Raw genomic sequence first — 26,840 nt, forward strand, 5'->3', positions numbered from 1 at the left:
ATCACAGACATAATAACTGTGATATTTTTTGTTATAATAATATCAGAATTTATAAATGGGTGCCCCATTTTGGCTTTTGCGTTAAAAAAGGTGTATGGAAACAAACATCTTGAGACGTATTTTTTTCGATCACCATCATCATTGGGAGGTGTTTATAAAAAAACATGACCAAACGCCTCGTCCGATTGTGAGAAAAGAGATGGAAAAATTTCGAGACTGTGGGAATCCAAAGAATGGGTTTAAACTATTCGTGTGCGAAGGTTGTCATGATCCGATGATTTGTCACAAGTGTTCGTGTTATTTTGAATACAAAGGAGAAGTCTGTCCTCAGGATGGCGAGTTAGTGAAAAAGGCAGTATGTGAAACAAGCCATCAACTATCATTGCTTGGCTTGTCATGAGGAAGAGGAAATTCCTTATGATGTCGTACGAGATTTTGACATCATGGATGAAGGAGATCCGACCGTCCCACCACAATTTAGCTGTGAAAAATGTAGAGCAGAAATGTATCCATAATACTACAAAGGCATTCATGGCCAGGAATACAAACTATCGGACCCTCTCATCATAACAAATGACCGGGCTGGTTATGCCCGGTTTTTCTTAATACCCTCTAACCCATTCGTCATCATTTCTTGTCCAGCTGCTACGGCACCATTCCTCAAGGTAGTAAGGATTCGGGGAGACTGATTTACATCACTACCACTCACCTCAACATCCATTTCATTGATGAATCGTGTAGCACCGGTGATCAAAGCAGTTGTAATGATAGGCTTGGATTGTTCGCTTATTTTCTTAACGATCTTCTTAAAAGCATCTTTTGACATGCGTGTCACCTCCTTTCAAAAGAAACTTTCCCTCCCTATGGCCTGTTGCAGCATGGACTAGCGCCGTCCTTTCTTTTTGAGCCGTTTGCGGGGAGTTTCTTCTTTCTTTTGCTTCGCCCAGCTTAGGAGCTCGCCCCCGGCGGCACGAGCGGCCCTTCTTATCAAAATTGATGTGGGTTTCTCGGCGTTCGGTATTTGCTCAACAGCTGGTTTCCCTTCCAAAGACTTAAGCCTTAGCTTGAGGAGATGCAGAAAATCAGGATCCTGCGTTTCGTTCTTCACCCTTTTCCAGCATATAGTCGCAGCCTGATTTCGACCGATCCGGCAGTATACCTCGCCAAGTTCGTAGATAAGCTGCAAGTATTTTTCGGTCTCAAGGAAGCCTTCTTCATGCATTTCCCGATCGATGAGAAAGGTGTAATCTTCAATCACCGTTTGGGACCGGTGGAAATGCTTTTCAGGCAACATATATACGGTCTTGCCTCGCAGCAGTCGGATCTTGCCATCCTGAGGGGCGGCACTTACCGCTCCATCAAGAAGCTTCAGTCCTGCTTTCGACCACCTCAATTTATCCAACGGTTTTGTCTTATCCCGAGCGATTAGCATCATGGTGATGCCATGGTATGCATCCGCAAGCGGCTGGCCCGGATAGTCGGATCGCACCCGTTCCAACAACTGATGCATGTCTTGAACGGCCTTTTCATTGCCTTCTACGGCGTCCTTGTGTAGTGAAATAACCTGCTCAAGTAACATCTCGATATCCTTCTCGCTTACATTCACCAATTGTCTATTCCTCCCCTGTAATTTTTTTCTGTTTCTTTTTCTTTGATGTCAACTGGGTTAATTGTTGCAATACTTCATTCGCTTCGCTCAATTTTCCTACATTTTGGTAAGCATCACTTAGATCCTCCATAATTCCCCTCACTTGCTTATTAGTAAGGTAACCGGGATCTTCTTTATAACGATCCAGCAGGAAGGATAAGTCTTCGATTGCCGTCTGTGAGCAATGGAAGAAGGACTCTGGCAGCCGCAGACATACATTTGCACGCAACAACCGAATTTCCTTCTGGTTCGGGTCCATGGATATTGCTTGATTCAATGAATCTAGTCCTTCTTGCGCTTTATCCGCTTTTTCCAGTGGCTGAACAGCATCTCGTCCTAATAGCGCAAGTGTGCTGCCGTAATAGGCTTCAATAAGAGCATTGTCGGGCTCGGTATTGCGAAGCTTTAAGAAAATCTCATAGGCGATTTTCACCGCCTTTTTATCTCCGTCTACGCCTTTCATAAGAACCCTTTTTCCTTCCTCTAATTGCTTCATATGGGTGTCGTTTTTTTTCATTTCAATTCCCCCCTTCCAACGAAAAATCCGGATCAAGAACAAGAATCTGATACACCTGTTGCGCTGGCAATGATACAAATCGAGAGATTCTAAATTCGGGATTGTAGACATAGATTCCGCCATCCAAGCAGCAATTCGAGAACTCGTGAGGGATTCGTAAAACATGCCTCATCCTGCTCTGTCCGATAAAGATCGTATCGTCCGTTATTGCAAGTCCGCGTGTAAAACCTGGTAGTTGAATCGGCGCCTCGTTCCCGATTAGGACACTGAACGACATAGAGTCGCAATAAGATAGTTTGTTTTGATGCACCATTACCGAATGAGGCATATACAAACTCTTTACGACGACATGATTCGCCGGGTCTATGCCGAGGTGTTGACCGGGATGAAAATCGGTCAAATCAATCGCGACAATCCCACCGTTTTTATGAATCGGGTCCAGATACCATTTACCATAGGGAGAAAACATAGAAACATATAAAGTACGACTATCCAACCAAATGTCATTAATATGATGAACGTCTTTGTCCGCAGAATTGAATCGAATCTCCCCTATTCGGGTGAACGTATCGGTCTCATAGCATCCAATCGCATTAATCGCCGTTTCCACAACCAAAACAACATTATCATTAAACTTAACGATGTCGTGAAAATCGAGTTTCAAGTGTTTCGTTTTCTGGATGACTTGGAACCTCTCGTCCATAGTAATGATCTGATTATCGTCGGATGTTACGAATAATCGATCCTTAACCAATGTCATTCCCGAACAACTGCCGGTATAAAGCTTCTCCAAAGCGTTATTTTTAAAGTCTAGCAAAAATAGTCCACCCTGATCTGAACCACTTGCTGGACAGCTTATTAGAAGACGTGTATTGAGATATTCAAAATCTTGATCATTCTCCAATCCGAATAACAACACGGATCAATCCCCTCCTTAAAATAAACGATTTGTGTTAGTTACGATATGTATGGTTTATATGAACGGTTTGGATGAAATACTCATTTTTACAAAATGTGTTTTTGTCCGAATCAAGTCTAACTTTCGTATTTAGATATTCAAAATCTTGATCATTCTCCAATCCGAATAACAACACGGATCAATCCCCTCCTTAAAATAAACGAATTGTGCTAGTTACGATATGTATGGTTTATATAAACGGTTTGGATAAAATACTCATTTTTATAAAATGTGTTTTTGTCCGAATCAAGTCTGACTTTCCTTGCATTTCATAAAGAGAAAGGAAGGAGTGGAGAACATGAATGATGGAAAGCTAAATAAAGAAGAGAAAAAAGCAGAAAAAACAAAAAAAAGAGAAGAGAAGTTGGCAAAAAAAATGGAAGAGAAGCAGGTTAAAGATAAACGGAAATTAGAAAAGAAAGAAGCAAAAAAGATTGAAGCAAGAAATTAATAGAGATGGATCAAAACTGTCCAAGGAAACAATTCGCAGTATATCGGAGGTTGCAAAGCTGTTTATAGATGCGGGAATGGTTACGCCTTTTCGCACGGACCGTGCCCTCACTCGTTTTTTACTTCTTGAAGGTGATTTTATCAAAATTTATGTGACGTGTTCGCTCGGCGAATGCGAAAGACGCGAACCTAAAGGTCTTTATAAAAAGGTCACAGGATCTGCGCAACGAAATCTCCTACCGTTTGCTTATCGGTTTCTATAACGGTCTCTTGTGAACTAGGATTCATAAGGATAGGATATACCGGTAAATTCCAAGGATTTACTGCTTTACATTTCTATAACTATATTTTCCAAGAGACGCAATGATAGTTATCCGTTGGGACAGCCACAATCGATATTAGGCTTCAGGTGGTTGTAGGATGTTGTCTATCTTGGGCCATTGGTACATGCAGTTTAGGCCGCGTAGATTCTAAGAGTATTAAGAATACATGGAATGGAGGATTTAGATGAAGTTTCAAACTCATAAGATGACAGTTTCCATTGACGAACATTCATCCCATCTAGAACAATTCAAGGAATTTTATAAGCAATTGGATGATGAAGGAAAAACTATTGAAATACTTCCTCATCAAAAAACAGAAGATTATCAGTTAAAGGCTGTTAACGCCACTCTTGCTCATGTGTGGAACCGAAATGAATACTACCGTTCGACATTGGAAGAGGCAGGCTTCACAGAGCCTAAAATCGATAGTCTAGAACAATTAGCTTCCGTACCGATGCTGAAGAAAGATGTCATTAGAGGTGATAAACAAAAGATATTATGCGTCGATCCGAAAGAAATAGGCCAAGTTCACCTTACTAGCGGCACATCGGGTAAGCCAATATATACCTCTTACACATTAGCTGATCAATATGTATACGATCTGCTGCCGAAGTATTTGGAGCTGTTTAAGGAGACGAACGATGATGTCGCGGCAATTGCGCTGCCTTATGAATTTGCGCTGCCCGGCCTTGGATTTCAGCGATTATTTCAATTTGCGTTTGGTACGGCGGTTCTATCGCTTGGCAAAGGCGGTTACATGGCTCCTATCGATAAGTCGTTGGAATTAATGAAGGAATTTCAAGCCACGGTCCTTACTACAACCCCTTCTTACGCAGCACTCCTAGCAGAAGAAAGCGAGAAGTTCGGTATAAAAATTGGTGAAGATATTCGCCTGAAGAAAATTTGGCTTACCGGCGAAGGATGCTCCTTCACCTTCCGCGAACGGCTGGAAAAGTGGTGGGGATGCGAAGTCTCGTTCTTCTACGGATCAACCGAGTGCGGAGTTATCGGTGTAGAATGCAGTAAGCATAAAGGGTATCACGTCATGGAAGGGCATGTGAAAGTCGAAATCGTTGATCCGGTTTCAGAGGAAGTGCTTCCGTACGGTCGAACGGGAGAAATCGTTGTGACAACGCTGCTGCGTGAAGGAATGCCGATGGTACGCTACCGGACCGGGGATCTTGGCAACTTGCAAAAATCCAAATGCGATTGCGGAATCACATTGGACGTTATGCAGCTAAGAGGCCGAATGGAGCACATGCTGCGCGTGGGCACTGAAGACTATTCTCCATTCTTGATCGAGCACTTTCTCATGGAGATTCCCGAAGTAGGTTTATGGTATCACCTAAAGCTGGATCAAGGAGTGCTCACAATCGAAGCCGAGAAGTTTCGGACGAAGCTAAGTGACGAGCAATTGGCGGCGAAAATTCAAAAGCATATGGCTGATCGGATTGGGATACATTGCGAAGTCGTAATCAGACACGATATCCCTCGTACGTACGGCAAAGCGACCAGAGTATTCAATTAGCTATATACAAAAAAGGAGAGAGGAGGTGCCTTAATGAGCGACATCGATAGAGAGAGGGCGAAAAAGTTTCAGGAGATGTATGTGCGTATTCTAAAATCCCCTCTGTACAAGAGGAAATTATCGGACTATGCTTTAAACGGCATTGGATTGAGTCACATCCAGACACTTCCGTTAACGACAAAGGAAGATCTGCGGAAAGCGGGCATCTTCGGTCACCTCGCCGTCGATATGAAGGAAATCGCTCAATATTACGAATCGACCGGCACGACCGGGGAGCCCTCTGCTGCCTGGTTTACGCAAAAAGATATGATAATTGGCGGAAGACAATTGAAGGAATGCGGTGTGCGTTTGACGTCTGAAGATCTGGTGCTGATCCGTTTTCCTTACGCAATGGCGCTGCCTGCATTCTTAATGCAGCATGCAGCTTGGCAGACAGGAGCTGGGGTCGTTCCCGCAAGCGGACGTACTGTAGTTACCCCTTACCCCAGAGTGTTAAGCCTGATGAAACAGCTTTCTGTCACGGTGTTGGCGGGACTCCCGCGTGAGATGGAACTGCTGGCCGAAGCGGCTCGTCTCGGCGGTTCTGAGCCGAGCAAGGACTTTCCGGCTCTGCGCGCCATATGCGTCGCAGGTGAATTAATGAGCGACAAGCGCAGGGAGCATATAGAAAAGCTGTGGAGCGTGCCTGTATTTAATATGTACGGTTCGACGGAAACTGCCAATATCGCTACAATGTGCGAGTATGGCACAATGCATATCGTAGAACAAGATTTTTTCGTAGAAGTCCTGAATGAGGACGGTTCAAGCCCCGTCGCTTATGGAGAAAGAGGGTTTGCGGCGATCACGACGCTTTCCCATCAGGGTTCTCCTCTGCTGCGATACTTTAATGAAGACATTATCTCTGTAGAGCCCTGTTTATGCGATTGCGGCCGAGCTGGAGCCAAGCTGGTTCACTACGGCAGAAGCAAGGATCGAATCCGTTTCGGAAACACCGTCCTAGACGCAATGGATATTCAGGAAGCCGTATATTCGTTGTCTCCTGCTCCGGATGCTTGGAAGGTGCTAGAGCAGGAAGAGGGGTTGCACATTTTACTAGATTCGCATGATTCCGGGAAATGGTCCGAGGAAAATATCCGTTCTCGATTATCTTCTCGACTTCAAGTGCCGGTCACCGTTGAAATCACTGCGTTGCTCGATCGTGTCGATCTCATGAGTAACGTTCCATCGATAAAGCCTGTATATATCAAAAAGCGAAGTAACGGCGCATAGAAATAGATCCATTGAATTCGGGTAGCATAACGATAATTGGTTAGGAAGATTCCCATTAATTAGGCTGAAAGAAAGGATTGTTTATCATGAGCGATAAATTGCAGCAAGAGAAACCACCGCTTCTCGTAAGCCGCCACCATAAAAGCGAGGATACGATTATTAATATTAAGCAAGCGGTGATCGGTGGTTCTTCGCATACGCTGATCGCAGGTCCCTGCTCGATCGAATCGAGAGATCAGCTCGTAACGGTTGCTTCCGCTTTAAAGAAAGCTGGCATAACGGTCTTACGCGGCGGGGCGTTCAAACCGAGAACTTCTCCTTACGATTTTCAAGGGCTCGGTGAAGAGGGATTAAAAATTATGAAGGATGTGGCGGATGAAATCGGATTGGTGACCATCAGCGAAATTATGAGTCCCACTCAAATCGATACAGCCGCCCGTTATATCGATATCTTTCAAATAGGCGCGCGCAACATGCAGAACTTCGACCTGCTGAAAGCCGTCGGGCAAACGAAGAAGCCCATACTACTGAAACGCGGCCTTTCCGCTACTTTGGAGGAGTTTATGCTCGCAGCAGAATATATTCTGCATCAAGGGAATGACCAGGTCATGTTAATGGAACGTGGTATACGCACTTTCGAGAAAGCGACTCGTAATACGCTTGATATTTCCGCTGTTCCAATCTTAAAGCAGGAGACCCATCTTCCAGTGCTAGTGGATGTCACTCATTCTACCGGGCGGAAAGATATTCTGCTGCCTTGTGCAAAGGCGGCGCTTGCCGCTGGCGCCGACGGGATTATGGTTGAGGTGCACCCGAATCCCCCGGCCGCTCTCTCCGACGCGAAGCAGCAAGTCAACATTGATGAGTTTCATGCGTTCTGGAAGGGGCTCTGCGATTCCGGTTTGTACCATTAACAATTTTCCATAACTGGCGAAGAGAGTCGCACACAATTGTCTAATGGAGGTGAGAGTATGATAGACTCACAGTTTGAGCGAAAGGCGTCGGATGTTTTACACGGTTTGATATTCGATTTTCTATTAGTAACGGATGGACGGACAACGGATTTGCTAGAAATGCTGTTGAACGAGAAACTTATTGTACATGTGATCCGGCAAGAACAAATAGGTGAAGAGGATGCAAACCTGATGGGTGAATCCTCGGGAGGTCCGTACTATATTCGAGAATCGGTTTTGATCGGCGAGAAAAGTCGATTTGTCGTGTCACACAACATTGCGCTTGTATATTCTAAGCATGTACCTCCCGCTTTGTTCGAGAAAATTGCGCATCAACAAGAGGGAATTGGAAAAGCGATCAGCTCACTCGGAATGCGTACATTCCGAAAGGTGGCCGACTCCGGATTCATGAACGAAGCGGAAACGGTCGATCTTTTCGGGCGGCCGATCAAGATCCACTTTCCTAATCTGCAAAATAAGGTGCCTTACAAAAGATACTTCATTTATTTCGGACGTAAACCGGGGATTCAGATGCTCGAATATTTCCATCCGAGCATCATCGGACACCGTTTACAGCAAGGGATGACGAAAGAGCAATCGAACAAAGAAGAATAAGGTTCTGAAAGAAGAGTAACTGACCACTGGCTGGCTTTACAGGGAGAAACGCATCCCTTAGAGTCAGCCAGTGCTTTTGAATATGCAGGACTCACCAGTGAATTATATGCTGACAGGCTTCCTTATTTTTTTCTCGATTTTGCTTTCATTTGTTCGAAGATATCGACTCCGGAGGCGACCATTTGTTCACCAGCATATTGTACACCCTTCTTTACGGCTTCGAATAATTTTCCTGCAACGATATCGACGGGTTGATCACGATCTTCTAAAGCTTCAATGATTTCTTGCTCGGCTACGTCTGCTCCGTTTTTAACCGCCGTCGTGTAGTTAGCGGTAAAGTATCTAAATCCCCGATTGATTTCGCGAAAAATTCTCGAAAACTCTTGATTTTCCCTCGACAACTGTTTCACCTCCTTACGATACTACATTTAGCCATTCTCGGCTCTTTCCTCGTTCAACATACCACTGCAATACTCCGCTTCCTGAAAACGATCGACCCGTTGATGCGCTTCACCAAGTTCGTAGATCATTCTATAATAAGTGTCTTTATCAAGACTGCCCGGTTGACGTAGTTCCCAATCAGGTAAGATGGATATAGTCTTCAATGGCTGTTACCACAGGATACAAGGATCGATCGGGTAACAGGGAAGATGCGGAATTGCGGAGCATACGGACCGCAGTATCCTAGGGTGAATAAGCGACAGCTTCACCCGAGAAGACTCAGCCCTCGTCTCGCCAGCTCTCTCTTTTCTATCGGATTCGAGGCATCCCTTGCCATTAAAACCGCAACGTTGCCGTGGTATGCTTTCGTTACCCGAGCATCCCGGATGATCCAGACGCAATTGTGCGAATATGCGGTTTGCTTTCCAAATGGAGTCTACATTTCCTGCTGCCCCTTCATCATGAAACAAAAATCGCTTCAGCCAGCCTTTACTCGTCGGATTCGGCTTTTAACGCGATCGCAACCTCGTCATCCTGCATCGGAACGGAATCAATCGTTCCCGTTTGTTTCCTGCCGTCCCTAGATGTAAGCAATGCAACGATAACGCCCGCCACTAGTACGAAAACAAACACGCCGCATAAACTCATACCTAGAATGAATAAGATTCTATCCCTAAAAAAATCCATGTTCCTTGTTTTCATTCTGCTTTCAGTCCTTCCGTATAAGAATAGTTCAGTATATGATTAAATATCCTAGATCATATAGGTATTGGACTATTATTGGGTGAATTCCGCTTCAGCCCAATCCAGATTCGCTAACTCACATAAACATATACAGAGTCATTAAACATATAAAAGGAGGTTCCCAATCAATGGATCATATCCAGAGGGAAACTGATTCTAATCCGGTCGCAGATGAAGAAGCACTTTCGACAGTTTCGAAACAGGAGGACGATTTGGAGTGGAAGCGGTTTATCCAAAAAGAGTTAGGGAAACTAGAAAATCAGGAAATGGATGAAGGGAAAGAAGACTCAGAGAAACTAGACTCAGAGAAGACCTCGCCGGCTGAGACGGAGTTTACTCTCAGTTCCCTTATCGAGCAGATACCTATAGAACAATTGGTCGGTTCGGCAATACGAATTTTTAATAAGAAGACAGAACCGGAAAAAACAGACGACAAACCAAAAAAGGTATCTAAAATAGAAAAGGAAAAAGATAAAAAGATAAAAAAGGAGAAACAAGAAAAAAAAACGAAAGAACGAAATCAATTGACAGAGGGAAAACGACGAATAGAAGAAAGTAAAAATAACTACCATGAAGAGAAGAAAAAGAAAAAAGAACAAAAGGAAGAAGATAAAAAGATAAAAAAGGAGAAACAAGAAAAAGAAACGAAAGAACGAAATCAATTGACAGAGGAAAAACGACAAATAGAAGAAAGTAAAAATAACTACCATGAAGAGAAGAAAAAGATAAAAGAACAAAAGGAAGAAGATAAAAAGATAAAAAAGGAGAAACAAGAAAAAGAAACGAAAGAACGAAATCAATTGACAGAGGAAAAACGACAAATAAAAGAAAGTAAAAATAACTACCATGAAGAGAAGAAAAAGATAAAAGAACAAAAGGAAGAAGATAAAAAGATAAAAAAGGAGAAACAAGAAAAAGAAACGAAAGAACGAAATCAATTGACAGAGGAAAAACGACAAATAGAAGAAAGTAAAAATAACTACCATGAAGAGAAGAAAAAGATAAAAGAACAAAAGGAAGAAGATAAAAAGATAAAAAAGGAGAAACAAGAAAAAGAAACGAAAGAACGAAATCAATTGACAGAGGAAAAACGACAAATAGAAGAAAGTAAAAATAACTACCATGAAGAGAAGAAAAAGATAAAAGAATCTAAAAAGCATGATTATGATAAATATGAAGATGATCAGGAAGAAGAAACAGTCTTAATCATCCGTTCTAGAAGGAGATAATAGATTTGTTCAATGAATAAAAATAGACCCCATTATCAGAGGTCTCAAGTGGGCTATACATCATGGGATAACAGAGAAGTAGATGAATTCAGACCGTTTACAGAAGATGCTCTTAAACGATTTCAAGCCGATCAAAAGATATATGGTAACAATGAACCGACTGGTGTGTATGATTACGTGACAGCTCGTGCTTTTGCTTTGGTGTTGTCCGTTTACCATAAGCATTAGATTGAATCTAGATAAGAAAAAAGCCCTTCCTATTGAAGGGACTTATTTTAACGGGTTATTTTCAGAATAGATCGATAACGACTAAGAGAAGGAGCATCACGACTGATGAAGGAGACTCTTTTATTTCATTCCACTGTTTTACGAAATATAGCGTCATTGTTCTTATTTGGGTCACTTATTATCATTTTGCAAACAAATCACTACCTGCTGATGAGTGTTTGGGGAATATGCGCATGGTTATTCTTCATCAATAAATCAATGAGATTTTTTATCGTGACAACGATGGCTTTCGGAATCGGATTCTTTCTATATGGCTATGTGAACTCGCATTTGATCACCGACCTGAATCCTGAGGAAATGCTCATCATACTCAATAGGCTGTCGTTGATTTTTCTCATTCTTCCGTTAACAGCCATATCGCTTATTTACAAACTTCCTTTCATGCGCTATTGGCAGAAGCCGCAATGGGGTGAGTTGGTTCGCGTACCGTTTATTTTGTCAGGCTGCCATCATACGAAGGTAAGTGTATTTCTCTCCATTGCGATGATTATAAATCTCATTGCTTTTATTCCATTTATTGTGAATAATGGTTGGGCATACATCCAGGAAATTTGGCGGTTCATGCTTATTTTTTCAATCATTAACTCCGTGCTTGAAGAAATCATTTGGAGAGGCATGCTTCTAAGTCGTTTTTCTGAGCACTTTGGCAATCGATGGGCGGTAATGATAACGAGCATAGGCTTTGGGCTGCAGCATTATTCCCTTGGATTCTCTTGGGGTGGTTGCCTTGTATTTACTTTGGGAGGGCTGTTTTTCGGGGCAATTACAGTCAAATCAAAAAGTATCGTTCCTGCAGTAATATGGCATATGTCAATCAATGCCTTAATGGTTCTTAGCGGAATGATATTAAAATAAATCAATGTATGGATATCCCTCGCCAAATGAAAGGAAAATCTAAAGACAAGCGTGAGAAAGAGCCTGTCCCAAAACGAAAGGAAGACATAACTCAACCTATTCCATATCGATGATATTGAGGACGTTCATTATGAAAGAGGTGACTCTCACGGGATCGGAATTAAAACGATCTCGTATTTCCCGAGTGACAGGGGGACAGAATATCAGTCTATCTTCACCAGTATCGTCAATTTCCCGTTTATCAAAAAATGTTATCTATATTTTAGTTATTCCATTAAATCCCTTAAATTTAGGATCTTTTTTTTTGGGGGCAATTATCATCAATTGTATTTTACATAACCATCTAATGAAAGATTTCAGATGCAATGAAGGAATTTTCAGAAAAATGATGAATGTTAATAAAGGGTTCATTTAAAAGGTAAGACTATCATCTTATTTTTTGTAAACGCTTTCTATCTAAAGGAGGAGTTTCTGTGTATTTAACAATTGGAAAGACTTTTGATTTGACTGCTGAGAAATACCCATCAAAAGAAGCAATTTACGATGTCCGCAGGGGGATTCGCTTATCGTATGCCGATTGGCAGAAGGAAGTGAATAAGCTTGCAAATGCTTTTTTAGAAGCGGGCATAAAAAAAGGAGACCGCATCTCAACGTATCTTTTTAATACGATTGAGCTTGCAACCGCTTATTTTGCAAGTGCCAAAATCGGTGCAGTCATCAATCCAATTAACTTCAGGCTGAAAGCTCAGGAGGTCGCTTATATTTTAAATGATGCCAAACCTTCCATCGTCCTTTTCGAACGGGCGCTTGAGCCTCAAATCAGTGAAATACAATCCCAATTTGATCAGATCTCCTTCTGGTTTATAGACAGTGAATCGCCTTCATATGCATCAAGCTATCATGATAACGTGAAGGATACAAAAAATAATCTTGAAGAAATAGAAGTAACTGAAAATGATTTATATGCCATCATGTATACGAGCGGAACGACTGGAAGGCCTAAAGGAGTTCTTCATCGTCACCGCGATATGATTGAGCAAAATCATGTTTGTATCGCTTTAAAAAGGCTGACAAAGGATGACCGGGGATTGGTAGCTGCGCCAATGTTTCACTGTGCTGAGCTACATTGCTGTTTCCTTCCGCGTGTTCAGGTCGGCGGGAGCAATGTAATCCTTCATCACTTTGAGCCGGAGCTTGTCCTCCAGCTTATTGAAGAGGAAAAAGTTACGGTTTTCTTCGGAGCACCAACGATGTGGAACATGATGCTTCAAGAAAAAATTGAAAATTATAATCTCACATCCTTGCGTTTAGGGTTATATGGGGCAGCGCCTATGGCACCGGCTCTTGTCAAGCTATGCAAAGAAAAGCTTGGAACAGATCTTATTCAGGCGTATGGCATGACTGAGATGGGTCCTGCTGTAACGTTTTTGTCAGAGGATGAGCAGCTGACAAAGGTAGGCTCGGCTGGGAAAGCATGCTACGGGCATGAACTGCGGATTGTAAAGCCTAATGAAGAAGGACCATCGGAGCCTGATGATATTTTGCCTCCTGGTCAGGTTGGAGAAATCATTGTAAAAGGGCCTTGTATGATGGCAGGCTATTTCAACATGAAAGAGGCGTCCGAAAAAGCTCTGTACAAGGGCTGGTACCATTCAGGCGATTTAGGATACCTGGATAATGACGGCTTTTTATATGTGGCAGACCGTGTAGATGACATGATCATCAGCGGCGGAGAAAATGTGTATCCGCGAGAAGTAGAGGATGTTTTATTTGAGCATTCAGGGGTTTTGGATGCTGCTGTTTTAGGGCAGCCGCACGAGAAATGGGGAGAGTGCGTAACAGCCTTTATTGTAAGGAAGGATTTGAATTTAACAGAAGAAGAGCTTGAGGAATTCTGTAAAACGAGTGATAAGCTTGCTCCTTATAAAAGACCGCGAACGTATCACTTTGTTGATGCACTGCCTAGAAACGCAAGCGGAAAAATACAGAAATTTTTACTGAGGGAAAAACTCGCAGAACAGCCAAGCGCATAAAAAGGGGGACCTGAGTCAAATGCCTGCAGCATACTTGCAAGATGAGCATCAGATATTTCGTGAAGCACTAAGAAAATTTCTTCAAAAAGAAGCAGTACCATACTACGATCAGTGGGAAAAAGCCGGAATGGTTCCGCGGGAGCTGTGGATCAGAATGGGAGAGCAAGGCTTTCTCTGCCCATGGACCGATGAAAAATATGGCGGTTCAGGCGTAGACTTTGCTTATTCCGTCATTATAAACGAAGAACTTGAAAAAGTGGGCTCAAGTTTAATAGGCATTAGCCTTCATAATGATATTGTAGTGCCTTATTTTGATTCTTATGGCACGGATGAATTGAAGCAGAGATTTTTGCCGACTTGTGTAACGGGAGAAACAATTACGGCAATCGCAATGACAGAGCCTGGTGCGGGCTCAGATCTCTCTGCCATTAAAACGACAGCTATTAAACATGGAGACTACTATGTGCTAAACGGGGAGAAAACGTTCATTACGAACGGAATCTCCTCAGACTTAATTGTAGTCGTATGCAAAACCGATCCGAAGGCACAGCCTGCTCATAAGGGGATCAGCCTGATAGTTGTTGAAAGGGATACACCTGGTTTTAAGAGAGGAAGAAAGCTTGAAAAAGTTGGCCTGCATGCTCAGGATACAGCAGAGCTTATTTTTGAGGATGCTAAAGTGCCTGCTGCCAATCTATTAGGAGAAGAAGGAAAAGGGTTCTATTATTTAATGGATAAGCTGCAGCAGGAACGCTTGCTCGTTGCGATTGGAGCACAGACGTCTGCAGAAAGAATGCTCTCAATTGCCAAACAATATACAAAGCAAAGGAAAGCTTTTGGAAAATCAATCAGCGATTTTCAAACCGTTCAGTTCCGATTGGCAGAAATGGCAACGGAAATTGAGATTGGCCGGACATTTTTAGACTCCGTCATTAACGAGCATATGTCAGGGAAAAACGCTGTGACACGTGTTTCCATGGCTAAATATTGGATTACGGATATGGCAAAAAAGGTCGCATCAGAGGTCATGCAGCTGCATGGCGGTTATGGATATATGGAAGAATACGAGATAGCCAGAAGATATCGTGATATTCCGGTTTCTGCCATTTACGCCGGGACAAATGAAATCATGAAAACGATTATTGTGAAAAACTTAGATCTTGCATTATGAGGAGGAAATCCTTCAATGACTATTCATAAAATAGCCGTGATCGGTTCTGGGCTAATGGGCAGCGGCATCGCCCAAACCTTTGCAGCCGCAGGAAAAACTGTTTTTCTATACGATGTTTCGGAAAAGGCATTGGAGAAGGCGCAGTACGGGATTGATAAAAGTTTGTCCAGGTTTGTAAAAGCCGGTCATTTATCTGAAAAAGCAAAATCAAAAGCGGCAGCTAACATTCAAACATATACGGATCTTTCTAAAGCCGTTCAGTCTGTTGAACTTGTCGTTGAGGCCATTCCTGAAAACTTTGAGCTGAAGAAGAGGATGTTTCAAGAACTTGATGAACTGACAGGAAAAGAAGTCATTCTGGCTACAAACACGTCTGAACTTAGTGTAACAGCCATTGCTGCAGCAACATCAAGGCCAGATCAGGTGATTGGCATGCACTGGTTTAATCCAGCCCCTGTTATGAAGCTGATTGAAATCGTGAAGGGAATTGATACGTCTGATCAAACAATAGAAGCAATCAGGCTGTTATCAGAAGAAATCGGAAAAGAGACGGTTTTAGTAAAAGATGCTCAAGGTTTCGTGACGACAAGAGCACTGTCAGCTCATATGCTCGAATGTATACGCATTTACGAAGAAGGAATAGCAAGTGCAGAGGATATCGACAAAGCGGTAAAGCTTGGCCTGAATTACCCAATGGGTCCTCTTGAGCTTGCAGACTTAGTCGGACTCGATACAATGCTATTTGTGAGCAATGGCATGGCAGATGCATATGGAGACCGCTTCTTGCCGCCGCAGCTGTTAAGAAAGCTTGTTGAGGCTGGACATTATGGGAGAAAAACAGGAAAAGGATTCTACACATATGAAGGAGAGAGAAAATGACACGTGAGGTAGTAATCGTTGAAGCTGTAAGAACCGCAGTTGGTAAAAGAAAGGGGGCTTTTAGAGAAACACATCCTGTTCATTTGGCAGCTGCGGTGCTGGATGAGGTTGTGACAAGAGCAGGTTTATCAAAAGAGCTCGTGGAAGATGTTGTCATGGGCTGTGTTTCTCCAATTGCTGAGCAGGGCTTCAATATTGGAAGACTTGCTGTCCTTGAAGCAGGTTTTCCTGTCAGCGTGCCTGCCGTTCAAATTAACCGCATGTGCGGATCAGGCCAGCAGGCTATTCATTTTGCCTGCCAGGAAATCAGGTCGGGTGATATGGACATTGTCATTGCAGCGGGTGTAGAGAGCATGACGAAGGTTCCGATCCTAAGCGATGGCAACGACGGAACGATTCCTGCAAGCTTGCATGAAAAATATAACTTTGTTCATCAGGGCATTTCAGCCGAAATGATTGCAGAAAAACATCAGATTACCCGGCAGGAGCTTGATGCTTTTTCTCTCAGGAGCCATCAGAGGGCACTTGAAGCAATTAAAAATGGAATCTTTCAATCTGAAATTCTGCCTCTAAAAGGATTGAATAAAGAGGGCGATGAAATCGTATTTGACCAGGATGAGGGTCCTCGTGCCGACACCTCTCTTGAAGCTCTGTCAAATTTAAAAACGGTGTTTAAAGAAGATGGCGTTGTGACAGCAGGGAATGCCAGCCAAATGAGTGATGGGGCAGCGGCTGTGCTTTTAATGGAGGGAACCAAAGCACAAGAGCTTGGACTTAAACCAAAGGCTAAAATTATTTCACAAGCCGTTGCAGGCTCTGACCCTACCTATATGCTTGAAGGCGTCATTCCTGCGACTCAGAAGGTACTTGCGAAAAGCGGGCTTACTGTAAACGATATTGATCTTTTCGAAATTAATGAAGCATTTGCTCCTGTTGTCCTTGCCTGGCAGAAAGTGATAGGGGCAGACCTTGAAAAAGTGAATGTAAATGGAGGAGCTATCGCTCTTGGGCATCCACTTGGTGCTACTGGGGCAAAGCTTATGACGAGCCTCGTCAATGAGCTTGAACGCAGGAAGGCACGCTACGGTCTGCTGACAATATGCATTGGACACGGAATGGCGACAGCCACAATTGTGGAGCGTATTTAAATTATCTGAAAATAATATCAATTCTTTTCAGAACTAGCTATAATAAATAGGAGGATGGAAATTTAATAAAGGGGGATGGATATGGAAACTGTTACATATTCGGTACATGGAAGATATGCGACGATTGAAATGAACAGGCCTGATGTTTTAAATGCCATGAATGAACAAATGCTGAGAGAACTTCTTCAGGCACTGAAGCTTGCTTGTGAAAGTGAAGCGGATATTGTGGTTCTGTCTGGAAGCGGACGGGGATTCTCGGCTGGCGGGGATATTAAAACCATGCTAAATTCAATGGATAATTCGGGTTTTTCAGGGGTAATGGATTTAATTTCAGAGGTCATCACGACGCTTTATACACTGCCTAAGGTAACGGTTAGCGCCATTCACGGACCGGCGGCCGGCTTAGGATTCAGCCTTGCTTTAGCGGCAGATTACGTTGTCGCACATTCAAGCTCAGTTCTTGCCATGAATTTTATCGGCATCGGTCTGGTGCCTGACGGAGGCGGACACTATTTCATGGAAAAACGCTTAGGCGAAGCGAAGGCCAAGCAATTGATCTGGAGCGGAGATAAGTTAAGCGCGGATGAGGCTTACAAACTTGGACTTGTTGACTTAGTCTGCGATGCTGATTTAAAAGATGCCGTACAATCTCTTGTCAGCGAATGGCTGCAGAAACCTGTAAAAGCGATGATTGCCAGCAAAAATATATATTCAGCTGTAAAGAAATCAGAACTGGAACAAATCCTTTCTCTTGAAAAAGCAACCCAATATAACATGAGACAATCTCAGGATCATCAAGAAGGCATAAATGCATTTTTAGAAAAAAGAAAACCTCAGTTTACAGGTAAATAAATTGAGAGCGGTTACGATTGTTGTAACCGCTTTTCTATTTCACTTTGGCAATTAGGAGGCGAATGGAAAAAAGAAAGTAAATCGTTCATTTTGGAAAGTGTTTAGCAGACTTTAGAAAGTAAAAAGGCGATTTTGGAAAGTAAGCCGATCTTTTTGGAAAGTAAACACAGTTTCAGCTTGGAACTGTGTCCTTTCAAACAACAAAGTCTAACTGCAACTAGGAAAAAACTATCTGTTTTTATAACGATAAGCCAGAAAACAGAAGCATTTCATTCAAAACCCGGGAATATTTTCTGCTTTCCGCCTGAAAAAGAGCATTTTGGGAAACTTTTTTCTAAACATATTAACCCCCAGATTCCAGTATGATAAAAAGGACATTCCATATAAGAAATGCCCTCATAAACTTTTTTAAGATATTTACTATTCTTATCTTATCTTTCAAATAAAATCAATTTACCGCTTGCCGATGTACAGCGATGCGTTTTTTTTAGATAATTTTTCTCTTCAAGCTTTTGCTCGCCGACTTTTTTTGCTTCCTGGTCATTGGCGGCTTCAAAGCTTTCATCCATTAATTTTTCCCCGTCTTTATTAAATGCCGTTAAGTAATACATGCCCATTTATTAGCCCCCTTTGCATATGAAGTTTAAAATTTTTATAGGCTTATACCTATAATTCTCATTATCTTCTCTTTTTCCTGCAAGGAATGAAACAATTGCTTAATGAGTTTCGTACATAAGATAGACAGGAGGAATCAGGATGACATTAAAATTGGATGGAATTACAAAACGATTCGGCTCACACACTGCGGTTGATCAGCTTTCATTAACGATTCCAGAGAGTGAAATGTTTGGTTTGCTCGGGGCCAATGGCGCTGGGAAAACGACAACATTCCGGATGATTTTAGGCTTATTAAATCCATCAGCCGGGCAAATTTCATGGGATGGAAAGCCAATCGGATATGATGCGAGTGATGAAATTGGCTATCTCCCGGAGGAAAGAGGGCTTTATCCTAAAGTGAAAGTGCGTGATCAGCTTATTTATTTAGGGCGGTTAAAAGGGATGAATAAGCAGGCGGCGCAAAAAGAAATGAATGAATGGCTTGAACGCTTTAAGATTCCGGAATATGCAAACAAGAAAGTAGAGGACCTCTCAAAAGGAAATCAGCAAAAGATTCAATTCATTACAGCAGTACTGCATCGTCCAAAGCTTCTGATTCTGGATGAGCCGTTCAGCGGTCTGGACCCAGTTAATGTAGAGCTCCTTAAGGAGGCTGTATTGGACTTGAAAAACGGCGGGACATCCATTGTATTTTCCAGTCACAGAATGGAGCATGTAGAGGAGCTGTGTCAGCATTTGTGCATTATGCATAAAGGAAAGCCTGTAGTTGATGGGGCATTAAAGGATATTAAACGTTCCTTTGGAAGGAAAAACGTGATCGTTCATGCTGATTTTGATTTGTCCTACTTGAAGGAATTTGAAGGTGTGACAAAATATAAGCCGTTTTTTGAAGGAATAGAGCTTCAGGTAACAGGCGAAGAGGTCTCGCAGGAAATTATGGCTTCTTTGCAGGGCAAAGGATTTGTCCGGAAATTTGAACTGGCAGAACCATCTCTGAATGATATTTTCATTGAAAAGGTTGGTGCGGAGTATGAATAAATTTTGGATCATCTTTTGGCACACATATTCAAGCAAATTAAAGACAAAATCATTTTTGATTACAACAGGAATTACGCTGCTGCTGATCTTTGGGCTGACAAACCTGCAAAATGTGATTGAGTTTTTTAATAATGGGGACAAAGAAGCGGCTAAGGTAGCTGTTATTGATCAAACGGAAGACAAAAGTATATATCCTGTTTTTGAGCAGAATGCTTCAGCACTGGATGAGAAACTGCAGCTGAAACGCGCAGAGAAGTCAGAGGAACAGCTGAAAAAGGATGTCCTTGATGAAAAAATGGAAGGATATTTGATTCTGAGTCTTGACCAAAATGGTTTGCCGCAGGGCTCCTATTATGCAAGATCCATTGTAAACTCAAGTGTTTCAGGAACAATGGAGCAGGCTCTTCAGCAAACGAAAATAGCAGCAGGTACAGCAAACCTTGGCTTAAAAAGTGAGCAGCTAAATCAGCTGTTTGCCCCTTCAGAGCTTAAGAAAACGGCCCTTTTAGAAAATGCAAAATCTGAAGAAGAACTGAATCAGGCAAGAGGGCTGGTCTATGTTCTGCTGTTCATTATTTATTTTTCAGTGATCTTATATGCAAGTATGATTGCGATGGAGGTAGCGGTAGAAAAATCATCACGGGTGATGGAAATTCTGATCAGTTCTGTTTCTCCCATCAAGCAAATGTTTGCGAAGCTGCTTGGAATCGGTTTATTGAGCATAACACAGTTCATTCTAATTATCTTGGTTGGATACAGCTCTATGAAAGGGAATATGGAAAATGCCGAATTAATGGGTGACGGATTCTTCAGTTTTTCAGAAGTACCTGTTGCGACATTAGTCTATGCAATTGTTTTCTTTATTCTCGGGTATTTTATTTTTGCAACTCTCGCTGCTTTTTTAGGATCGCTTGTGAGCAGAATTGAAGATGTACAGCAAATGATTTCACCCATGACGTTTATAATTGTGGGGGCATTCATTATCGCGATGTTCGGGCTTGGAAATCCTGAAGCGCCTTTCATCACGGTTACCTCCTTTATACCGCTTTTCTCTCCAATGATCATGTTCTTGAGAGTAGGCATGCTGAGTGTTCCGGCATGGGAAATCGGATTATCAATTGGAATTTTGGTTATTACCATAATCGCTCTTGCGGTATTGGGCGCTAAAGTTTATAAAGGCGGCGTCCTCATGTACGGTAAATCCTCATCATTCAAGGATGTCAAGAAAGCCTTGCAAATGTCAAAGGATCAATAAGAAGAAGGAAGCAGAGTCTGTGCGGCTCTGTTTTATCTTTTGAAAGAAGATTTACAGTAGTTCTTATGGCGTTTCCTTATTCGGTTAAAAATTGATTCGGCTGAAAAAGGATGATTTCAGCTGATAGAAAAGAAAAGCGGCTGAATGCGGAGTTAAAAAGGCTGAAAGAATTAGAAAAACGGCTGTAAAAACCCAATTTCCGGCTGATAAAATTGTGAATTAGGCTGTATGATTGGCTGCGGTTCGCCAATTTTGACGGGTGATTCCGCATTTCTTATTGTCCAGCTTCACCTCCTAACTCCTCGGTCAGAACGGATCCGCCAGTAAAGGCAAAAAGCGCCTTTTCTGTCGGATCCTTATCTGCCTGCCTGCGCTAAACAGTCGGTTCCGCATTTCTTTTCAGAACGTGCATTCGTATTTCTGAGGTGGTACAATATAGAATAAGAGAGAAGTAAAGGAAGGAAACAAGGATGGAACCTATTCGATTTATTCATGCTGCGGATTTACATATAGACAGCCCGTTTGCCGGAATGCATCAGCTGCCGGAAACAATTTTTGAAAGGCTGAAGGAAAGCACGTTTGCCGCTCTCGACAATTTGATTCACCTAGCCATCAGGGAAAAGGTTGATTTCATATTGATAGCCGGGGATTTATACGATGGTGAGGACAGGAGCTTAAGGGCGCAGCTGAAGCTGAAAAAAGCATTTGAAAAGCTTGAGCTGCACGGAATTCAGGTATACGTTATACACGGTAATCATGATCATATGAGCGGAAGATGGCTGGATCTTAGCTGGCCGCATAATGTTCATGTTTTTTCAGACAAAGAAGTGGAGTGTAAAACATACTGGAAAAACGGAAATACACCGGTCAATTTATATGGATATAGCTATCCAAAGCGCGCTGTCATTGAAAATATGACACCTTTCTATAAAAAACAGGGAGAAGCCGGTTTTCATATTGGACTTCTTCATGGATCGATTGCAGGCAATACAGACCACGATGTGTATTCTCCTTTTTTGATCAGCGATCTGCTTGAAAAACAGCTTGATTATTGGGCGCTTGGTCATATTCATAAACGGATGCATCTTCATGAGAATGAGCCGCCGATTCTGTATTCAGGCAATATTCAGGGAAGAAACAGAAAAGAAACCGGAGATAAAGGATGCTTTCTGGTTTCCATGTCAGAAAGCACCGTCTCTTACACGTTTAAACCGCTTCATGATGTGATATGGGAAGAACTCGCAATAGAGATGAAAGGAAGTTTTCAGGAGTGGATCGACAGTCTGCATCAGCAGCTGCATCAGCTAAGAGGCGACAATGTACCGCTTGTGGTTGCGATCCGAATAAGCGGAACAAATGAGCTGTACCATTTGCTTCAGGAAGAGAATGTTCTTGAAGATTTAATGGATCAATGGAATGAAGATGAGACGGGGCGTGAGAACTTTGTATGGATCTCCTCCATCATCAATGAATCAATGCCGGTTATCAGCAAGGAATCGCTTCAGCTTGATTCTCATTTTTTATCGGATTTAACAGACATTATTGAAAGCTTTGATGACTTTGAGGATACCATTCAGCCTCTGAAACAACATGCATTATACAGGAAACACATTCCGGCATTTGATGACGAAGAACAGCAGCAGATTGAAAAAGAAGCTGAATATCTGCTGTTTCAGGAACTTTTAAAGCATAGAAGACTGTGAGGTGAAAAGATGAAAATCATTGAACTGAATATCTATGGGTATGGACAATTTAATCATATAAATTTCACCCTTCATCCCCGTGCCTTTCAAGTTATTTACGGAAAAAATGAAGCGGGAAAATCTACCATTATGTCATTCATACAGAGTATCTTATTTGGATTTCCTGCAAAAATTCAAAATGAAAACAGGTATGAACCAAAACGAGTGAAAACATACGGCGGAGCACTGATTGTCGATACAGAGCAATATGGAAAAGTCAAAATTGAGAGATTGCCTGGAAAAGCAGCAGGTGAGGTTACGCTGTACTTTGAAAATGGAGAAACCGGAAGCGGGGAAATCCTTAATAAAATGCTGTCTCATTTTGATAAATCGATGTATAAGTCTATCTTTTCATTTGATATTCACGGCATACAGCAGGTCAGTAAAGTAAGTGCTGATGAACTTGGGAAGTTTTTATTGTCATCAGGCTTACTTGGGACAGATGCTCTCTTACAGACGGAAAGCCATCTCTTGAAAAAACAGGAACTGCTGTATAAGCCTAACGGCAAAAAACCGGAGATCAATGCAGCATTAAGCAGACTTAAGAGCATTCATTCAGAAATGCAAAAAGCAAAAGAACTGATTCAGCCTTATGAAGAACTTATGAAAGAGAAAGAAATGATTGAACGTCTGCTTAAGGAAAAAGAAGAAAGCAAGTCCACGCTTGAAGCACGATCAAGAAGGTTTGCTGAAATAATAGATGTTCTCCCATTGTGGCTTGAAGAAGAGACGATTCTTACAGAGTTGACAAAGACAAATCAGGCATTTCCTGCAGATGGATTAAAGCGCATGGATGAGATTGAAGCTAAGGAAGAACCTTTGCAATCTGAAAAGCTGTCCCTTATTCGCGCGATAGAAGATCTTCAACAAACCATTTATCAGATGAATGTCAATGAATCTATCCTTTCGCATCATGCGGAAATCGACCATCTCAGGGAGACATACTCCGCATATCATGCGAAAAGAGATCAGCATCAGCAGTACAGTCTGAAGTACGAGGCACTTACACGGCAAATTTTTGATGAAAAAATGCGGTTTTTTGCAGAAAATATAGATGATAAAGCCGTGCTTTCATTAAACACTTCTATAACAGCCAAAGAAGAAATAAGAGAAATCGTTTCGGATTATCAACAACTGCAGCAAAGAAAGCAGCTGCTCGATCAGCAGTTTGAACGGGCTAAAGAAAATCTGGAGGAAAGCGAAAATAGATTAACAGATTACGCAAAAGGAATGCTTGATGCAGAAGAGAGAAAGCTTCTGGAAAAAAAGGTAAAGCAGCATGAAGCCATGCAGCAGCAAGTATTGGATGAAAAAAGATTACAAGAAGAATATCGGAATAATGAAAAGAAAATCAATGAACAAAGCAAGACGAACCAATCTAAAAAGAATCAAATGAAAATAATGAAAGCAGCTGCGGCTGTTTTACTGATTTTGTGTTCCGGATGGCTCATATATGAGCAGCAATGGCTCATCTTGCCGTTTTTCTTAGGCTTAACCGGACTCGTTTTATTCTTTATTTTTCAAAATGATAAAGGAGAAGATGCGTTTCTCATTCATTTGCGGAACAAACAGGAGGAATTAAAACGGCAGCTTGAACAATCGAGTGTGCAAGGTCATACAGAAACAGAAGAGCTGGGAGGCATCCTATGGAAGGATGAGCAACTGAGACGATCTCATGAACTTGAGCAAGTGACATTTACACAGAATGAGAGAGCGTATCACCGCACAGTAAGCGGTTTTGATGATTGGGAAGAGGAACTTTATCAGTTAAACCGAAAAGTTAAAAAAGCGTACAGTGAATTTAGAGTGAGCAGTGAATTCTCTCCGCTTGCCCTGCCAGATCTTCTGCAAACATTGATTCAGCTCCAGAAAGATGTCCGGGAGAGCTCTCAAATTGAAACGAAACTTTCTGAGCTCACAGCTGTTCTTTCGGCTTATGAAAAACGGCTCAGGGGTGTATGTGAAAAATGCGGTTTTGAACAAACGACTGATTTGAATGAAACAATGCGGAATTTGTCTGACGCTCTTCAAGATTCGATTGAAAAGAAGAACAGGCAGCTTATGCATAAAGAGAAAATAGCTGATGCCGAGGATCGATTAGTAAAAATCGAAGCAGAGCTCAGTCTTCTATCTGAGAAGAGAATGGAGCTTTTCATCTTATCAAATTCAGCTGATGCAGAAGATTTTCGGAAAAAGGCAGATGAAGCGAATCACAGAAAAGCATTAGAGCAAAAATTAAAATGGATTCAGCAGCAGCTCCAGGCTAAACAGCATTTGCTCAAAGATGGAAAGCTGGATTTTCTGATTGATTATAAAGAAGAGAAGCTTTTATGTGATAACCAGCTTAGAGCAGAAATGGACCAGGAAAGCAGCTTGCATAGACGGCTGGCGGAGCTAAAGGCTGCTCTTCTGAATATAGAGAGCTCAGGACTTTACTCAGAGCTAAAACAGAAGTATGAGCTTGAAAAGGGTGCAGTAAAGCAGCTTGCACACAAGTGGGCCGTGCTTGCAGCCGCGAAAAATATGCTGAATAAAACAGTGGAATTTAACCGCTCAGTGAGACTTCCGAAAGTATTGAAAGGGGCAGAGCACTATTTCTCTGTCATGACGAATCATCAATACAGAAAAATATTTCTGCCTGATGCTGAACAAACATTAATTGTAGAAAGAATGGATGGAAACCGATTTGCTGCAAACGAGCTTTCTCAGGCAACAGCAGAACAATTATATATTTCACTGAGGCTTGCCCTTGCCCATCACTTGAGCACTGGACAGGGCCTCCCGGTAATTATTGATGATGGTTTTGTAAATTTTGATTTTGAAAGGACAAAACAAGTCCTGTCACTGCTGAAGGAATTTTCAAAACAGCACCAGATTATTTTCTTTACGTGCCAGGAGCACCTGCTGCCGCTGTTTGAAGAAGATCAAATTCTTGATTTAAAAGCAGATGAGTCAGCTTCAAAACAAGTATCTATTGAGCAGAGATTATTGTAAAATGAACTGACGAAAGGTACCTGAAAGGAAGTACGCAATGCAGCAAAATAAACATGAGAAAAAACCGCTTGGCAAACCTCTTTTTTTACTGAGCTTTAACTTATTTATTATTATGGTGGGCATAGGCTTAGTCATCCCGATTCTGCCGTTTTATGTTGAAAAATTCGGAGCAGATGCAGCAACACTTGGATTTCTGGTTGCTGTATTTGCACTCATGCAGTTTTTTTTCGCCCCGATATGGGGGCGGTTATCTGACAGAATTGGCCGAAAACCGTTGATAACACTTGGTTTGTTTGGATTCGCATTAGCTGAATTTATTTTCGCTTTTGCAACGGATTTATGGATGCTGTTTTTATCAAGGATAATTGCAGGTATATTCGGTGCGGCGATTATGCCGAGTGCAATGGCATACGTTTCTGATGTAACAACACCTGAAAAACGCGGGCAGGGAATGGGGTATTTAGGCGCCGCAATGGGTCTTGGTATTGTAGTTGGCCCGGGGATCGGCGGATGGCTTTCTGAATTCAGTCTTTCTTTCCCGTTTCTTTTTGCGGGTATTGCGGCATCACTGGCAGGAATTGTATCAATCTTCGTTTTGCCTGAATCTCTTTCAAAAGAAGCGATGCAAAAGACCACAGATGAAAATGAAAAACGCGAAAATCAATTTATTCTAATCAAAAAAGCTCTTCAAAGCCCTGTAGGCTTTTTACTGATCCTAGTCTTTATGATGAGTTTCGCATTAACGATTTTTCAGGCGATCTTTGGCTTCTACGCATTAGAGCGCTTCGGCTATGGACCGCAGGAAGTCGGTCTGATTATCCTTATAACAGGGATTGTTGGAACAATCACACAAGGAGCAGCAGTTGGAAGGCTTGTGGCTAAATTCGGCGATGAACGGGTTGTCACCTCTGCTCTTTTGTTGAGTGCATTTGGATTTGTGATTATGACATTTGCTAACTCCTTCGCAACGGTCTTATTGACAACCTCTGTCTTCTTTTTAGGGAATTCTATTTTGAGACCTTCTTTAAATACGTTTATCTCAAAATTAGCAGGAAGCAAGCAAGGTATGGTGATGGGGCTTAATAATTCTTTTATGAGTCTTGGGAATGTCGCGGGCCCTATTTTAGCGGGTTACGTATTTGAGTATCAAATCAATCTTCCTTATTATATTGGTGCTGCGGTCATGCTTGCTGCACTTATTTCAACTAAGGTTTGGATTTCAAGAAGACAGCAAGCTGATGTCTCAGCCTAGCTGCAGACGGGAAAAAGAGACAAAATTTATGCTATACTCA

At 42.0% G+C, this 26,840-nt stretch carries 26 protein-coding genes and 1 pseudogene; 20 read left to right on the forward strand and 7 right to left on the reverse strand.

Annotated features, from left to right (window positions below; all coding sequences use genetic code 11):
* Nucleotides 1–94: 94 nt before the first annotated feature.
* Nucleotides 95–400 (forward strand): transposase zinc-binding domain-containing protein, encoded by a 306-nt coding sequence (locus tag LIT25_04555; protein ID USK34639.1) that lies wholly within the window; start codon nt 95–97, stop codon nt 398–400.
* A gap of 186 nt (nt 401–586) precedes the next feature.
* Here the strand turns inward: LIT25_04555 and LIT25_04560 are convergent, their stop codons facing one another.
* Genes LIT25_04560 through LIT25_04575 form a run of 4 tightly spaced genes read right to left on the reverse strand, consistent with a single transcriptional unit; the run spans nt 587 to nt 2,925 of the window.
* Nucleotides 587–826, reverse strand: coding sequence for a hypothetical protein (locus LIT25_04560; protein ID USK34640.1), 240 nt, complete (start codon nt 824–826; stop codon nt 587–589).
* A gap of 57 nt (nt 827–883) precedes the next feature.
* Entirely contained in the window at nt 884–1,606 is a 723-nt protein-coding gene (locus tag LIT25_04565; protein ID USK36158.1) for a hypothetical protein, read from the reverse strand.
* Nucleotides 1,607–1,613: 7 nt separating this feature from the next.
* A complete protein-coding gene (locus LIT25_04570) occupies nt 1,614–2,165 on the reverse strand; it encodes a hypothetical protein (GenBank protein USK34641.1) in 552 nt (183 codons plus the stop codon).
* A gap of 1 nt (nt 2,166) precedes the next feature.
* Nucleotides 2,167–2,925 carry a TIGR03032 family protein gene (locus LIT25_04575; GenBank protein ID USK34642.1) on the reverse strand — a complete coding sequence of 253 codons (759 nt, stop codon included), beginning with the start codon at nt 2,923–2,925 and terminating at the stop codon, nt 2,167–2,169.
* Between the two features lie 496 nt (nt 2,926–3,421).
* On the opposite strand from LIT25_04575, the gene LIT25_04580 reads away from it, so the two are divergent.
* The 6 genes and pseudogenes from LIT25_04580 (at nt 3,422) to LIT25_04605 (ending at nt 8,261) form a co-directional block, all read left to right on the forward strand.
* Complete coding sequence (locus LIT25_04580) at nt 3,422–3,574, forward strand: hypothetical protein (protein USK34643.1); 153 nt, start codon at nt 3,422–3,424, stop codon at nt 3,572–3,574.
* A gap of 22 nt (nt 3,575–3,596) precedes the next feature.
* Nucleotides 3,597–3,782, forward strand: a pseudogene (locus LIT25_04585) (adenylyl-sulfate kinase).
* A 298-nt stretch (nt 3,783–4,080) separates the two neighbouring features.
* On the forward strand, nt 4,081–5,424 hold the full coding sequence (locus LIT25_04590) for an AMP-binding protein (GenBank protein USK34644.1): 1,344 nt from the start codon (nt 4,081–4,083) through the stop codon (nt 5,422–5,424).
* A 33-nt stretch (nt 5,425–5,457) separates the two neighbouring features.
* Nucleotides 5,458–6,693: an AMP-binding protein gene (locus tag LIT25_04595; protein USK34645.1), complete on the forward strand. Its 1,236-nt coding sequence runs from the start codon at nt 5,458–5,460 to the stop codon at nt 6,691–6,693.
* Nucleotides 6,694–6,779: 86 nt separating this feature from the next.
* Nucleotides 6,780–7,607, forward strand: coding sequence for a bifunctional 3-deoxy-7-phosphoheptulonate synthase/chorismate mutase (locus LIT25_04600; GenBank protein ID USK34646.1), 828 nt, complete (start codon nt 6,780–6,782; stop codon nt 7,605–7,607).
* Nucleotides 7,608–7,664: 57 nt separating this feature from the next.
* The gene (locus tag LIT25_04605) at nt 7,665–8,261 is read left to right on the forward strand and encodes a 4-hydroxybenzoate synthetase (GenBank protein ID USK34647.1); all 597 of its coding nucleotides are present in this window, start codon (nt 7,665–7,667) and stop codon (nt 8,259–8,261) included.
* Between the two features lie 122 nt (nt 8,262–8,383).
* Here the strand turns inward: LIT25_04605 and LIT25_04610 are convergent, their stop codons facing one another.
* Both LIT25_04610 and LIT25_04615 read right to left on the reverse strand, forming a co-directional pair.
* Entirely contained in the window at nt 8,384–8,662 is a 279-nt protein-coding gene (locus LIT25_04610) for a hypothetical protein (protein ID USK34648.1), read from the reverse strand.
* A gap of 529 nt (nt 8,663–9,191) precedes the next feature.
* Nucleotides 9,192–9,404 carry a hypothetical protein gene (locus LIT25_04615; GenBank protein USK34649.1) on the reverse strand — a complete coding sequence of 71 codons (213 nt, stop codon included), beginning with the start codon at nt 9,402–9,404 and terminating at the stop codon, nt 9,192–9,194.
* 170 nt (nt 9,405–9,574) lie between these two features.
* Between LIT25_04615 and LIT25_04620 the strand changes: the two genes are divergently transcribed.
* The 8 genes from LIT25_04620 to LIT25_04655 all read left to right on the forward strand — a co-directional run bounded on the left by LIT25_04620 (nt 9,575) and on the right by LIT25_04655 (nt 17,901).
* Nucleotides 9,575–10,675 (forward strand): hypothetical protein, encoded by a 1,101-nt coding sequence (locus LIT25_04620; GenBank protein USK34650.1) that lies wholly within the window; start codon nt 9,575–9,577, stop codon nt 10,673–10,675.
* 48 nt (nt 10,676–10,723) lie between these two features.
* On the forward strand, nt 10,724–10,903 hold the full coding sequence (locus LIT25_04625) for a hypothetical protein (protein ID USK34651.1): 180 nt from the start codon (nt 10,724–10,726) through the stop codon (nt 10,901–10,903).
* Between the two features lie 105 nt (nt 10,904–11,008).
* Nucleotides 11,009–11,818: a CPBP family intramembrane metalloprotease gene (locus LIT25_04630; GenBank protein ID USK34652.1), complete on the forward strand. Its 810-nt coding sequence runs from the start codon at nt 11,009–11,011 to the stop codon at nt 11,816–11,818.
* 473 nt (nt 11,819–12,291) lie between these two features.
* Nucleotides 12,292–13,851, forward strand: a complete 1,560-nt coding sequence (locus LIT25_04635; GenBank protein ID USK34653.1) for a fatty acid--CoA ligase — start codon at nt 12,292–12,294, stop codon at nt 13,849–13,851.
* Nucleotides 13,852–13,870: 19 nt separating this feature from the next.
* A complete protein-coding gene (locus tag LIT25_04640) occupies nt 13,871–15,022 on the forward strand; it encodes an acyl-CoA dehydrogenase family protein (protein USK34654.1) in 1,152 nt (383 codons plus the stop codon).
* A 15-nt stretch (nt 15,023–15,037) separates the two neighbouring features.
* Nucleotides 15,038–15,901, forward strand: coding sequence for an NAD(P)-binding domain-containing protein (locus tag LIT25_04645; protein USK34655.1), 864 nt, complete (start codon nt 15,038–15,040; stop codon nt 15,899–15,901).
* Entirely contained in the window at nt 15,898–17,049 is a 1,152-nt protein-coding gene (locus LIT25_04650) for a thiolase family protein (GenBank protein USK34656.1), read from the forward strand. Before LIT25_04645 ends, LIT25_04650 begins: the two co-directional genes overlap by 4 nt.
* A 75-nt stretch (nt 17,050–17,124) precedes the next feature.
* Nucleotides 17,125–17,901 carry an enoyl-CoA hydratase gene (locus tag LIT25_04655; GenBank protein USK34657.1) on the forward strand — a complete coding sequence of 259 codons (777 nt, stop codon included), beginning with the start codon at nt 17,125–17,127 and terminating at the stop codon, nt 17,899–17,901.
* Between the two features lie 431 nt (nt 17,902–18,332).
* Here the strand turns inward: LIT25_04655 and LIT25_04660 are convergent, their stop codons facing one another.
* On the reverse strand, nt 18,333–18,518 hold the full coding sequence (locus tag LIT25_04660; protein USK34658.1) for a hypothetical protein: 186 nt from the start codon (nt 18,516–18,518) through the stop codon (nt 18,333–18,335).
* A 139-nt stretch (nt 18,519–18,657) separates the two neighbouring features.
* On the opposite strand from LIT25_04660, the gene LIT25_04665 reads away from it, so the two are divergent.
* The 5 genes from LIT25_04665 (at nt 18,658) to LIT25_04685 (ending at nt 26,800) form a co-directional block, all read left to right on the forward strand.
* Nucleotides 18,658–19,557, forward strand: coding sequence for an ABC transporter ATP-binding protein (locus LIT25_04665; GenBank protein ID USK34659.1), 900 nt, complete (start codon nt 18,658–18,660; stop codon nt 19,555–19,557).
* Nucleotides 19,550–20,812: an ABC transporter permease gene (locus LIT25_04670; protein ID USK34660.1), complete on the forward strand. Its 1,263-nt coding sequence runs from the start codon at nt 19,550–19,552 to the stop codon at nt 20,810–20,812. The genes LIT25_04665 and LIT25_04670 overlap by 8 nt, the downstream gene beginning before the upstream one ends.
* Before the next feature lie 470 nt (nt 20,813–21,282).
* Entirely contained in the window at nt 21,283–22,515 is a 1,233-nt protein-coding gene (locus LIT25_04675) for a DNA repair exonuclease (protein USK34661.1), read from the forward strand.
* Nucleotides 22,516–22,524: 9 nt separating this feature from the next.
* Nucleotides 22,525–25,548, forward strand: coding sequence for an AAA family ATPase (locus LIT25_04680; GenBank protein ID USK34662.1), 3,024 nt, complete (start codon nt 22,525–22,527; stop codon nt 25,546–25,548).
* A gap of 37 nt (nt 25,549–25,585) precedes the next feature.
* Nucleotides 25,586–26,800 carry an MFS transporter gene (locus LIT25_04685; protein ID USK34663.1) on the forward strand — a complete coding sequence of 405 codons (1,215 nt, stop codon included), beginning with the start codon at nt 25,586–25,588 and terminating at the stop codon, nt 26,798–26,800.
* The last annotated feature ends 40 nt before the right edge of the window (nt 26,801–26,840 follow it).

It is taken from the genome of Bacillus sp. F19, from assembly GCA_023823795.1.
GTDB lineage: Bacteria > Bacillota > Bacilli > Bacillales > Bacillaceae > Bacillus_P.